Source organism: Streptosporangium brasiliense (genome assembly GCF_030811595.1).
In the GTDB taxonomy this organism is placed as follows: Bacteria; Actinomycetota; Actinomycetes; order Streptosporangiales; family Streptosporangiaceae; genus Streptosporangium; species Streptosporangium brasiliense.
Map to the genome: position 1 here is coordinate 295,384 of NZ_JAUSRB010000002.1, position 12,364 is coordinate 307,747.

Consider the following 12,364-nt stretch of genomic DNA (forward strand, 5'->3'; position numbering starts at 1 on the left):
CCCCGGGGCCAGATGGCCGCAGGTGAGAGGCGCCATCGGCCGCCCGTGGGCGCCACCCGAACCGATCCCTCGACTCCTTCTGAGGAGGGGCGATGACCGTAAGCCAGACGGCTCGCGGAACGCGTGCCCGCACGTCGGCGTCGTCCGCCACGGCCACCGGGCGCAGGAGCACCGCGGCCGCCGGGCGCAGGACCGCCACGGCCGCCGGGCGCAGGACGGCAGGGCGCACGTCCGCGGAGGAGAAATCCACCGGGCAGCGGACCGCCGGGCGCAGGCAGGCGGAGCGCGGGCACGACGGGCAAGAGTTCACGCTGAACCTGCCGATGATGACCGTGCAGTTCCGGCCTCCCCAGCTCCACCTGCCCCAACTCCATCTGCCCCAGCTCCGCCTGCCGCACGTCAGCCGGCAGGAGGCCGGCCAGGCCATCGACGTCGCCAGGTCGTTCCTCCCGCCTCCGGAGCGGATGGCCTACTACGGCGGGCTCGGCGCGCTGGCGGTGGTGGGAGTGGTCGAATGGCCGGTGGCGGCCGCGATCGGCGTCGGAACGCTGATCGCCCAGCGCGCCCGCAAGGAGGGCGGGTCCGCTTCCCGGACATCCACTGCCCGGTCATCCACTGCTCGGACGTCCACGCCCCGGACGTCCACCGCCCGGACGTCCACCGCCCGGACGCCCGCTGCCCGGACATCCACCGCTCGGACGTCCACCGCCCAGACATCCACGCCCCGGACGTCCACGCCCCGGACGTCCGCTGCCCGGACCGCGGCCGCCTCAGGCCACGCGAGCGCGTCCAAGTGATGACGGCCCGGTGAGAAGGCCGGCCGGGCCGTCGCCCCGTCGCGGCCTGACGACCTGAGTTTCCCTGCTGGAGAGCCGGATGTTCCTGTCGCGTGTGCTGACGCTTCCCACCGAGGCACTGTGGAGCGTCCTGCCCGGCGCGATACAGGAGACCCTGCCGCGCCCACGCGGCAGGCGGAGCTGTCCCGGCGGGTTCCACCTCGACCTGCGCGTGATCGGCGGTCCGGGCACCGGGCAGGTGGCCCGGCGGCTCGAAGGGCTGCTGCTCGCGCTGGAGGGGGTGGAGCGGGCTGAGGTCAACGGCGCGCTCGGCACCGTCTTCGTGGGATGCGGCGAGGGCCTGGTCGACCTGGAGGAGCTGACGTCGATCGTCGAGGAGCTCGACACCCTCGGCGCTCTCGGCGCCCTCGGCACCGAGGAGGACAGCGGCCGGGACGAGGAGCAGGACCGGGTTTCGTCGCTGTCCAGCGTGGTGGAGCAGCACACCCGCGCCGGCATCAGGCTCGGCGCGAGCCTGATCGGCACCGGGCTGGCGTTCGCCGGGCGCGCGGCCCGCCTGCCGCCGCTGCTGCCCGCCGTGCCCACCCTGCTGCACCTGGCCGAATCCACCCCCGCCGTCCGCGCCGGGCTGGAGCGCCGCCTCGGCCGGCCGGCCACCGGCGCCCTGTTCACGGCGGCGAACATCGTCACCAACACGCTCGCGCTGCGCCCGCTGGGGCTGCTGATCCACTCGGTCTCCTCCGCCGGCCGCTACCTGGAGGCGCGTGGCACGCAGCAGGCGTGGGAGCTGCACGGGCAGAAGCTGGCCTCCCGGGAAGGGACCTACCGGCACACCCGCGCGGCGCGGCGGCCACGCCCGGCTCCCATGGCGCACAGCCCCGTGGCACGGTTCGAGCGCGCCGTGGCGCCGGTGGCGCTGGGCGCCTCGGGGCTGACGCGCCTCATCAGCGACAGTCGCCGGCGGGGACTCGCCATGATGGTCTCGACGACGCCAAAGGCGGCCAGAGCGGGCCGGGAGTCCTTCGCCTGCGCGGTCGGGCGCGCGCTGGCCGGGCGCGGCATGGTCGTCCTCGACAGCGAGGCCCTGCGCCGCATGGACGGCATAGACACCGTCGTCCTCGACGCCGCCCTGCTCGACACGGGCGCCTGGACGATCGACCGCGTCGTGCCCCTCGTCGACGGCGTGGACCCCGACGAACTGCACGCACGGCTCTACACCCTCATCGACTTCACCGACCCGGGCGCGCGGCGGGAACGCGACACGTGGACGGCCGAGCCGCTGGCGGACCTGGCCGGGCTCGTCCCGGCGGCGGACGTCCCGCACTGGCAGGCCCGCGCGCTCCGGGCCGTCGGCGTGCGGCGGGAGGGCGCCCTGGTCGCCGTGGCCGGGCTGGCGCCGGAGGTCGACCCGCTGGCGGACGCCGTCGTCGCCGCGGCCAGGAGCGGGTGCACCGTGCTGCTGGCGGGAGGCGGCCAGGGGCTCGGCAGCCGGCTCGCCGTCGAGGAGGTCGTGCCGGGCGGTCCCCGGCTGGCCGCGTCGGTCCGCGCCCTCCAGGCGGCCGGTCACGGGGTCGCCGTGGTGTCGAGGCGCTCCGCGGCGGCGCTGGCCCAGGCCGACCTGGGCATCGGCGTGCTGAGCCGGTCAGGCCGCGTGCCGTGGGACGCGGACGTGATCGGCGAGCTCGACGGGGTCCACCTGCTCCTGAGCTGCCTGGCACCGGCCAGGAGGGCGAGCGAGCAGTGCGTGTGGCTCAGCCTGGCGGGGGCGGCCGTCGGGGCCACGCTGACGGCCGCCGGAGCGCGGGAGGCGGCGGTGCGCAGGGCCCAGCTCGCGAACGACTGCACGGCGCTGGCCGCGATCGCCGTGGGTGAGTGGGCGGGCCGCAGCGCCGGGCGCGGGGCGGCCCCGGTCCGCGCCGACCGCACTCCGTGGCACGCCATGCCGGTCAAGGACGTGCTGTCCCGGCTGGGCTCCTCGCCCGGCGGGATCACCGAGGCGGAGGCCCGGCGGCGCAGGACCGCACCGGGGCCGGGCGGCCCCGAGACCCCCGATTCGCTGCTGCGGGTGTCGGTCGAGGAGCTGGCCAATCCGCTGACCCCGGTGCTGGCGGCGGGCGCGGGCGTGTCGGCCGTGGTCGGCTCGGTCTCCGACTCGGTGCTGATCGGCACGGTCCTGGTCGTCAACGCGCTCATCGGCGGGGGCCAGCGGTTCGCCGCCGACCGGGCGCTGCACCGGCTGACCGAGTCCGTCGCCGCCCGCGTACGGCTCCGCCGGCCCCACGCGAGCGTGGGGGCGGCCGTCGACGACCTCGTGGCGGGCGATGTCGTCGAGCTGCGCGCCGGCGACGCCGTACCCGCCGACTGCCGCGTGCTCAGGGCGGTCGGCCTGGAGGTCGACGAGGCGGCCCTGACCGGTGAATCCCAGCTCGTCGCCAAGTCGCCGGCCCCCGTCAGCGCCCCCGCCGTCGCCGACCGCAGCTCGATGGTCTACCAGGGCACGACCGTGGCGGCCGGCCATGGCCTGGCAGTGGTCGTCGCGGCCGGCGAGGCGACCGAATCGGCCCGGACCGCGAGGCTCACCGTGGACAGCCGCCCGCCGACCGGCGTGCAGCTCCGGCTGCGGGCGCTGAGCCGGAAGGTCCTCCCGGTCGCGCTCGGCTCCGGCGTCGCTCTGCTCGTCACCGACCTGCTCCGCGGCAGATCGCTGCCGGAGGCGCTCGCCCCCGCGGTGAGCCTCGCCGTCGCCGCCGTGCCCGAGGGGCTGCCCTTCGTCGCCTCGGCCGCGGAGCTGGCCGCCGCCCGGCGGCTGTCGACCCGTAACACCCTGGTGCCCGCCCCCTCCACGATCGAGGCGCTCGGCCGGGTGAACGTTCTCTGCTTCGACAAGACGGGGACGCTGACCGAGGGGCACATCAGCCTGCGGTGCGTCTCGGACGGGCGCGCCGAGCGCCCGATGGAGGAGCTGCCGCCCGGCCTGAGGCGGATCGTCGCCGCCGCGCTGCGCGCGAGCCCGCGCCATGAGGACGGGCGGCCCATCCCCCATCCGACCGACCGGGCCGTGCTGGAGGGGGCCCGGCGGCTGCACGTCACCCCCGAGGACGGGCCGGGCACCTGGCGGAGGGTCGACGAGCTCCCCTTCGAGCCGGGGCGCGGCTACCACGCCGTGCTCGGGCTGGGCGGCTCGGGGCACCTGCTGAGCGTCAAGGGCGCTCCGGAGGTCGTCCTCACCCGGTGCGTGAGCGTGCTCCGCGACGGCGGCCCCGTCCCGCTCGACGGAGCCGCCAGGGCCGGGCTGGAAAGGGAGATGGACAGGCTCGCCCGGCAGGGGTACCGGATGCTCGCGGTGGCCGAGCGTCCCGCCTCGGACCGGCGCGACCTCGACGAGTCCCGCATCGGAGAGCTGGTCTTCCTGGGCTTCCTCTGCCTGGCCGACCCGGTCCGGCCCACGGCGGCCGAGAGCGTCGACCGCCTGACGCGGGCGGGGGTCCGGATCGTCATGATCACAGGCGACCACCCGACCACCGCCGAGGCGATCGCCGCCGAGCTCGGCGTGCTGAACGGCGCGCGGATCATGACGGGGCCGGAGCTGGACGACCTTGACGACGACGCCCTGACGGAGGCGCTGCCGGAGGTGACGGTCTTCGCCCGGACCACTCCGGCGCACAAGGCCCGGATCGTCGAGTGCCTGCGCCGCTCCGGCATGGTCGTGGCGGTGACCGGCGACGGCGCCAACGACGCCCCCGCGATCCGCGCCGCGGACGTGGGGATCGCCCTCGGGTCCCGGGCCACCCCGGCGGCGCGGACCGCCGCCGACGTCGTGGTGACCGACGACCGCATCGAGACGATCGTCGACGCGATCATCGAGGGCCGGGCCATGTGGAGTTCGGTCCGCGACGCCCTGAGCATCCTGCTCGGCGGCAACATCGGGGAGATCGTCTTCGCGGTCGGCTCCAGCCTGGCCACCGGCCGCAACGTGCTGAACGCCCGCCAGCTCCTGCTGGTCAACCTGCTCACCGACATGCTGCCGGCGATGGCGGTGGCCGTCCGGCCCCCGGCGGCGGCCAGCCCGGAGCGGCTGCTCGCCGAGGGCCCGGAGGCCTCGCTGGCGACCTCCCTGACCCGGGACATCTACCTGCGCGCCGCCATCACGGCGGGCGCGGCCGGGGTCGCCTGGTCGATCGGACGCATGACCGGCACGCGGCGGCGGGCGGGCACGATCGGGCTGGTCGCCCTGGTGTCGGCCCAGCTGTTCCAGACCCTGGCCCTGGGCGGCCGGGACCGCGTGGTCGCGCTGGCCGCGCTGGCGTCGCTCGCCGTTCTGGGCCTGGCCGTCTCGCTCCCGGGCCTGTCCGGGTTCTTCGGCTGCCGCCCGCTCGGGCCCGTGGGGTGGGCCATCGCCCTGGGGAGCGCCGCCGCCGTCACCGTCGCCGGGATGGCGTTGCGGGTGCCGGCCCGCGAGACGTCATCGGCCGTTCACTGAACAGTCACCTCAGGGCGGATTTTCGTATAACTTCGTCCTGAAATATCCCCTTAAGAGCTTTTTAGTGGCTGTGAGGTTGTTATGTCTGAATTCCTGGCCTCGGTTCTCGCCAAGGCGGCTTTCCTCCTGCTCGAAGCGCTCGTCATGCGCATCGTGCAGTCCCTCGTGCTGACGATGGCCCGGCGCGGCGGGCTCCAGCCCGCGTAGCGGAGCCCCGCCGGGCGGACACGGCCGCGGCCGGCCCGGCCGCGTCAGCGGGCCCGGTCCTTGATGAGCTGGGCGACCTTGCGGTGCTCGGCCGAGCGCAGCACCCGCTCGGCCCGGGCCGGGTCGGCGACCGGCGCCCTGTCCAGCAGGCCCCGGGCCGCCTTCAGCTTCAGCAGCCGCCGGACGGACTGGTCGAGCCGGGCGGCGGAGATCTTCCCGGACTTCACCGCGGCCAGCACCGCCTGGTACGCCGTGGGGAAGTCCGGCGGCATCAGCAGCAGGTCGGCTCCGGCCTGGATGGCCCGCACGGCCACCTGCCCGTCGCCGTACTTCTTGCGCACCCCCGCCATGTCCAGCGCGTCGGTCGAGACGACCCCGTCGAAGCCGAGCTTCTGGCGGAGCAGTCCGGTCAGGATCGGCTTGGAGAGCGTGGCCGGATCGCCGGACGGGTCGAGCTTGGGCATGACCACGTGGGCACTCATGATCGCGTCGATGTTCTTGCCGATGGCGGCGGCGAACGGGGGCGCGTCCAGCTTGCTCCACTGCGACAGGGAGTGCTGGATCACCGGCAGCCCGGTGTGGCTGTCGACATTGGTGTCGCCGTGGCCCGGGAAGTGCTTGGCCGTGCTGGCGACCCCGGCGTCGTGGAAGCCCTGGACCGCGGCGGCGACCATCGGCGCGACCTTCTTCGGGTCCGAGCCGTAGGCCCGGGGGCCGATCACCGGGTTGCGCGGGTTGATGTTGACGTCGGCGACCGGGGCGAAGTCGAGGTTGATGCCGAGGGCACGCAGCTCGGTGCCGGTGACCTCAGCCGCCTTCCGGGCCAGCGAGGGATCTCCGGTCGAGCCGATGACCGAGGCCCCGGGCATGTCGGTGACCAGCGGGGCGAGCCGGGAGACCCGGCCGTTCTCCTGGTCCGCGCCGATCAGCAGCGGGATCTCCGGCGACGCCTTCTGCAGCCCGTTGGTCAGCGCCACGATCTGCCGGGCGTTCTTGACGTTGCCGGCCCAGGGGAACAGGATCACCCCGCCCGGCCGGTATTTGGCGACCGCCTTGGCCGGGGTGCCCACCCCGAACCGCGCCTGGTTCTCCCCCGACGTCGTGTCCGCCGCCGCGCCGTACAGCACGGGCATGAAGAGCTGCCCGACCTTGTCCTCCACGCTCATCCGGCCGAGCACGGCCTCGACCTGCGAGCCCCCCGAGGGCTTGGGCGTGGCCGGCGGTGCGGGGGTGGCGCCCGTGGCGGCGTCGGCGACCTGCCCGGCCGCGGGCCTGGCGGGCGGGGTCGCCCCCGCCCCCGCGCACCCGGCCACCATAGTGGCGATCACTGCCAGACCAGTCGTACGAATGCACCGAACCATGGGACCCACGCTATCCGCGTCGGCGACCGGAGACACCCGGCCCGACCACTTACGTGGGTCCCGCCCCTTCCGTCACAGGGCCAGTCCGGCCAGTCCGGGCAGCTGGGAGCGGGCGGCGGCGCGCGCCTCCTGCGCGGAGACGGTGGTCATCGCGGACTGCGCGGCCAGGAGGCACTGCTCCCGGGTGTGCCGCGACAGCGCCGCCCGTACGGCGGGCAGCGCGGGGGCGGCCATCGACAGCGAGGTGACGCCGAGCCCGACCAGCACGCAGGCGAGGACCGGGTCGCCCGCCGCCTCCCCGCACACCCCGCACGGCCGGCCGCGCTCGACGGCCCCGGTCACGGCCAGCGCGACCAGGTCGAGCAGCGCGGGCTGCCAGGCGTCCTGCAGCGCGGTCAGCGCACCCACCTGCCGGTCGGCGGCGAAGGTGTATTGGGCCAGGTCGTTGGTGCCCAGCGAGAAGAAGTCCGCTTCCTGGGCCAGGTCGGCGGCGCGCAGGGCGGCCGACGGGATCTCGATCATCACTCCCGCCTCCGGCAGCCCCGCCTCCCTGCAGGTCGCCACGTACCAGGCGGTCTCCTCGGCGGTGGCGACCATCGGGGCCATCACCTGGAGCTTGGCCGAGGAGCGGGCGGCCGCCCTGGCCAGGGCGGCGAGCTGGGTGTTCAGTATCTCCGGGTATGCCCTGAGCAGCCGTAGCCCGCGCTGCCCCAGCGCCGGGTTCGGCTCCGCCCCCGGCGGCGGCAGGAAGGCCAGCGGCTTGTCGGCCCCCGCGTCGAGCGTCCGCACGACCACCCGGCCTCCCGGGAAGGCGTTCAGCACCTCCAGGTAGGCGGCCTCCTGCTCCTGCTCCGACGGCGCCGCCGTCCGGTCCAGGAAGAGGAACTCGGTCCGGTAGAGGCCGACGCCCTCCGCGCCGTGCTCCAGGGCGGCCGCCACGTCGCGCGGCCCGCCGATGTTGGCCAGCAGCGGGACGGCGTGCCCGTCGGAGGTCATCCCCGGCCCGGTGGCGGCCGCGAGCACGGCGTCCCTGGCGGCGGCGGCGTTCCTCGCCGTGACCACCTCCTCCTCCGTCGGCGCTGGCCGTACGAGCCCGGAGGCCCCGTCCACCAGCACCGGCGTGCCCGGCGCGATCGCGGTCGCCCCCGGGCAGGCGACGACGGCGGGCACCCCCATCGCGCGGGCGAGGATCGCGGTGTGGCTGGTCGGCCCGCCCTGCTCGGTGACGAAGGCGGCCACCACGTCCCGCGACAGCAGCGCGGTGTCGGCGGGGGCCAGGTCGCGGGCGATGAGGACGTACGGCTGCGCCGCCCGGACCGGCAGGCCGGGCACCGGCAGACCCTCGATCACCGCGATGGCGCGGTCCCTGACGTCGTCCAGGTCGGCGGCGCGCGCGCCCAGGTATCCCCCCGCCGCGACGAGCAGCTCGCGATAGGCGCCGAACGCCTCGTAGACCGCGCGGGCCGCCCCCGTGCCCGCGTCGATCAGCTCGGCCACCCCGACGGCGAGGCCGGGGTCACGGGCCATCAGCGCCTGGGCGCCCAGGATCTCCTGGGCCTCGCCGCCCGCCCGGACCCCCCGCTCCTCCAGGTCGGCGGCGACCCGCTCCAGTGCCTGCGCGGCCCTGGCCCGCTCCGCCCCGGCGTCCCCCCCGTGGCGGGCGCCGGGCTCGGGCACCGGAGCCTCGTGCGCCATGACGTAACCCGGTCCGAGGCCGACCCCCGGACTCACGCCCACCCCCGAGAGCGCGGTCATGGTGCCGAGGCTATGAGGGCGAGTTTGTCCACGATCTCCTCGGCGCCCTCGCCCTCGGCCGCGATCACCACGGTGTCGCCCTGGCGGACGTCGAGCGACAGCACCGCGAGAATGCTCTTGGCGTTCACCGGCTGGCCGCCGCCCTTGGCGACGGTGATGTCCACCGGCGCCGCCGCCGCGGTCTGCACGAACGTCGCCGCGGGGCGGGCGTGCAGACCGACCTCGGACTCAACGGTGACTTGGCGCTGGGCCACGTGTTCCTCCTGCGAAATCAGGCCGGGCGGTCTAGACCGCCCGGCTCATCCATGGGTCGGCGGGGGCCATTCGACCCCCGTCAGATCGGCGACGACGATATCCGCCTCGGTGAGTTCGGTGCCCGCGTGGGTCGTCGCTATGCCCACACACCTCATACCCGCCGCCTTGGCCGCCGCAATCCCGGCGATCGAGTCCTCGAACGCGACGCAGTGCGCCGGATCGACGGAGAGGCGGTGGGCGGCCAGCAGGAACCCCTCCGGGGCGGGCTTGCCCTCGACCACGTCGCGGGCCGACACGAGGACCCGCACCAGGTCGCGTACCCCGACCTCCGCCAGCCGCTCCTCCGCCCACTCCCGGGAGGCGGAGGTGACGACCGCGATCGGCGAGCCGTACGCCGAGACCCTGCGGACCAGGTCGGCGGCGCCGGGCACCGGCACGACGGCGGGCAGGCCGGGATGGTCGTTGAAGGACATGACCTCGCTGATCAGGTCGTCGATCCGCCTGCCGGGGAAGAGGTGGGCCCGCTCGGCCAGGACGTCGCGCCCGCGCCGGCCCATGAACCCGCGCAGCACGACCTCGTCGTGGACCACCCCGTGGTTGTCGAGCAGCATCGCCCACATCGCCATGCTCCGGTGCTCGCTGTTGATCAGTGTGCCGTCCAGGTCGAACAGCGCGGCGTCCATGGCCGTCCTCGCCTCCAGGTCTCCGTCGTCCCCGCGGAAGGTGCTCCTGTGAGCGACCAACGCCCGCCGCCCGGAACCTCATCCCGGACGGCTCACCTCCACAGGAAGAGTTCGTCTCCCGTGCGGACCGCGCCCTCGGCGAGTGTGGTGACGGATCCCTCGGTGGCGTCCAGCGCCACGACGGGGCAGACGGGGGAGCGGCCGCCCGCCTCGACCTCCACGGGGTTCCACGCCACCACGGGCTGTCCGGCCCCCACCCGGTCCCCCTCGGACACCAGCAGCTCGAAACCCTCCCCCTTGAGCTGCACGGTGTCGATGCCCAGGTGGACCAGGACTCCCCGGCCGTCGTCGCCGACGACGACGAACGCGTGCGGGTGCAGTTTCACGATCTTGCCTGTGATGGGCGAGACCGCCTCGCCCGGCTCCCTGGCCGGCTCGATCGCCATGCCGGGCCCCACCAGGCCCTCCGAGAACACCGGGTCGGGCACCGCCCCAAGACCCACGGCCGCCCCCGCGACCGGGGCCAGAACTGTGGTCATCACACCCCCTCGGCCGTCCCCGCCGCGAGGGCGGGGACGGCCCGGCCCTCATCAGCCGATGATGTCCTCGATGTCGCTGGCGATCGTGTCCGCCTCCGGGCCCACCACCACCTGGACGATGTTGCCCGCGGCCATCACGCCGTGCGCTCCGGCCGCCTTGAGGGCCGCCTGATCGACTCTGGAGGCGTCACGCACCTCGGTGCGGAGCCGGGTGATGCACGGTTCGATCTCGATGATGTTGTCCGCACCACCGAGCCCCGCGATGATCGCGTCGGCGTTGGCCGCCATGTCGCCCTCCAGTCCTCATCGGTCTTTGACCAGGCTAAACGACGCCGAAGGATCAGTCGGTCTGGGTCACCTTGTTGAGACCCCGGGGGGCGTCGGGGTCGATGCCCAGCCGGCGCGCGAGGGCCTCGGTCAGGAGCTGGCCGGGGACGATGAGGCCGAGCGGGGCGACCCACTCGGGGAGGTCGGGACCGTTCAGCGCGGCGGTGGCCACCGAGGAGAGGGCCGTGCCGCCACCGACGGTGAAGGCCGAGGCCCCGGCGCCGGTGACCCGCTCGGCGAGCGCCACGGTCCCGGCCAGGGTCGGACCCTCGCCGGCCGCGACCAGGATGGCCGGGGTGTCCTCGTCGACCACGGCGATCGGGCCGTGCAGCAGGTCGGCGTAGGACAGGCCCATGGCGTGCAGGTAGCACGCCTCCTTGAGTTTGAGCGCCAGCTCAAGGGCGGTGGAGAAGGCCAGGCCACGGCCGGAGACCACGACGCCCGGCTTGTCGGCCAGGCCCTCGACGATCGCCTCCAGGTCGCCCGGCTCGGCGATCAGCTTCTCCACCGCGTCCGGCACCCGCTGCAGGTCGGCGGGGTCGACGTCGGCGCCCAGGCCGAGGCCGAGCACGGCCAGCGCGGCGAGCTGGGTGGTGTAGGTCTTGGTGGCCGGGACGGCCTTCTCCTCGCCCGCGAGCGTGCACAGCGCGAGGTCGGCGGCCTGGGCGAGGGGGCTCTGCTCGCCGCCGTTGGTGATGGCCACGGTCTTGGCGCCGCAGTCCTTGGCCCAGGCGAGGGTCTCGACGATCTCCTCGGTCCGGCCCGACTGGGAGAGCGCGACGGCCAGGACGCCGTCGAGGTCCAGCTTGCGCTTGTAGGTGGTGGCGATGGAGGGGGCGGCGAGCGTGGACAGCCGGCCCGTGTGCGCTTCAGCCAGATAACGGCCGTAGACTGCGGCATTGTCGGAGGTGCCACGGGCGATGAACAACAGCTGACGGGTCTGCCCGGCGAGCTGCTCCACCTCCCCGACCCTGGGGAGGAGGGCGTCCAGCGTGGCTCGCAACGCAGCAGGCTGCTCGGCGATCTCGCTGCGCATCTTGGTCGTCATCTAGCGCTCATCCTTCGGTTCGGAATGGCGAGATCGGGCCGTTATCGATCCGTCGCCGGTCCGTACATTGACACCCTTTTCCGGCCTGTGGTCTAGTCCGGACTAGACCAGTACGTACCATAACTCATCACTACATCTCAGATCGAGAGGGGAGGATCTCATGGCTCAGATCGATCCCGACAGCCCGGTGCCGAAGTATTTCCAGCTCCGGGAGATCCTGCTCGACCTCATCGAGAACAACGAGCTGGCGATCGGCATGGCGATCCCGTCCGAGCGCGAGCTCTGCCAGCGCTTCGGGCTGTCGCGCATGACCGTACGGCAGGCCGTCGACCACCTGGTCTCCGAGGGCAGGCTGCAGCGCGTCGCGGGCAAGGGCACCTTCGTGGCCCGCCCCAAGATCGAGATGGCCCTCCGGCTGACCTCCTTCAGCGACGAGATGCGCGCCAGGGGCATGGAGCCCGGCTCCCGCGACCTGGACCGCAGGGTGGTCAGGGCCAGCGCGCACCTCGCCCGGGAGCTCGGCATCCAGCCCGGGGACGAGGTGCACTTCATCGAACGGCTGCGCACCGCCGCCGACGAGCCCATGTGCATCGAGCGGGCCCACATCCCGGTCTCCCTCGCGCCCGACCTCGACACCCACGACCTGACGGGCCGTTCCCTCTACGCTCTGCTCGAGACCCGCTACGGCCTGGTGCTCGACGCGGGCGAGCTCACCATCGACGGCGGCATAGCCGACCCCGGAGACGCCGATCTGCTGAAGCTGCCGCGCGGCGGGGCCGTCCTGCTGCTCCAGCGGCGCTCCTTCGCCGGAGGCGTCTGCGCCGAACTCGGGGTCTCCACCTACCGCGCCGACCGCTACCAGCTCCGCACGGTCCTGGAGATACCGGCCCGTCGCTCCTGACTCCCTCCCTC

11 protein-coding genes are annotated in these 12,364 nt (G+C 74.3%); 4 read left to right on the forward strand and 7 right to left on the reverse strand.

Going from position 1 to position 12,364, the window contains the following annotated elements; genetic code table 11:
* Positions 1 to 92: 92 nt before the first annotated feature.
* From J2S55_RS09815 to J2S55_RS09825, 3 genes are all read left to right on the forward strand, one after another.
* Entirely contained in the window at positions 93 to 797 is a 705-nt protein-coding gene (locus J2S55_RS09815) for a hypothetical protein (protein WP_306858980.1), read from the forward strand.
* 79 nt (positions 798 to 876) lie between these two features.
* Complete coding sequence (locus tag J2S55_RS09820) at positions 877 to 5,277, forward strand: HAD-IC family P-type ATPase (RefSeq protein WP_306858981.1); 4,401 nt, start codon at positions 877 to 879, stop codon at positions 5,275 to 5,277.
* 81 nt (positions 5,278 to 5,358) lie between these two features.
* Entirely contained in the window at positions 5,359 to 5,484 is a 126-nt protein-coding gene (locus J2S55_RS09825; RefSeq protein WP_306858983.1) for a hypothetical protein, read from the forward strand.
* Between the two features lie 44 nt (positions 5,485 to 5,528).
* Here the strand turns inward: J2S55_RS09825 and nagZ are convergent, their stop codons facing one another.
* The 7 genes from nagZ to J2S55_RS09860 form a co-directional block, all read right to left on the reverse strand.
* A complete protein-coding gene (gene nagZ / locus J2S55_RS09830) occupies positions 5,529 to 6,845 on the reverse strand; it encodes a beta-N-acetylhexosaminidase (RefSeq protein ID WP_306858985.1) in 1,317 nt (438 codons plus the stop codon).
* Between the two features lie 72 nt (positions 6,846 to 6,917).
* A complete protein-coding gene (ptsP, locus tag J2S55_RS09835; RefSeq protein WP_306858987.1) occupies positions 6,918 to 8,600 on the reverse strand; it encodes a phosphoenolpyruvate--protein phosphotransferase in 1,683 nt (560 codons plus the stop codon).
* Complete coding sequence (locus tag J2S55_RS09840) at positions 8,597 to 8,854, reverse strand: HPr family phosphocarrier protein (protein ID WP_306858989.1); 258 nt, start codon at positions 8,852 to 8,854, stop codon at positions 8,597 to 8,599. Before J2S55_RS09840 ends, ptsP begins: the two co-directional genes overlap by 4 nt.
* 45 nt (positions 8,855 to 8,899) lie before the next feature.
* Positions 8,900 to 9,598 carry an HAD family hydrolase gene (locus tag J2S55_RS09845; RefSeq protein WP_306858991.1) on the reverse strand — a complete coding sequence of 233 codons (699 nt, stop codon included), beginning with the start codon at positions 9,596 to 9,598 and terminating at the stop codon, positions 8,900 to 8,902.
* 32 nt (positions 9,599 to 9,630) lie between these two features.
* Positions 9,631 to 10,077 (reverse strand): PTS sugar transporter subunit IIA, encoded by a 447-nt coding sequence (locus tag J2S55_RS09850; protein ID WP_306858993.1) that lies wholly within the window; start codon positions 10,075 to 10,077, stop codon positions 9,631 to 9,633.
* 51 nt (positions 10,078 to 10,128) lie between these two features.
* On the reverse strand, positions 10,129 to 10,365 hold the full coding sequence (locus J2S55_RS09855) for a PTS sugar transporter subunit IIB (RefSeq protein ID WP_306858995.1): 237 nt from the start codon (positions 10,363 to 10,365) through the stop codon (positions 10,129 to 10,131).
* A 52-nt stretch (positions 10,366 to 10,417) separates the two neighbouring features.
* Entirely contained in the window at positions 10,418 to 11,452 is a 1,035-nt protein-coding gene (locus tag J2S55_RS09860; protein WP_306858997.1) for an SIS domain-containing protein, read from the reverse strand.
* 160 nt (positions 11,453 to 11,612) lie between these two features.
* On the opposite strand from J2S55_RS09860, the gene J2S55_RS09865 reads away from it, so the two are divergent.
* A complete protein-coding gene (locus J2S55_RS09865) occupies positions 11,613 to 12,353 on the forward strand; it encodes a GntR family transcriptional regulator (RefSeq protein ID WP_306858999.1) in 741 nt (246 codons plus the stop codon).
* Positions 12,354 to 12,364 lie beyond the last annotated feature (11 nt).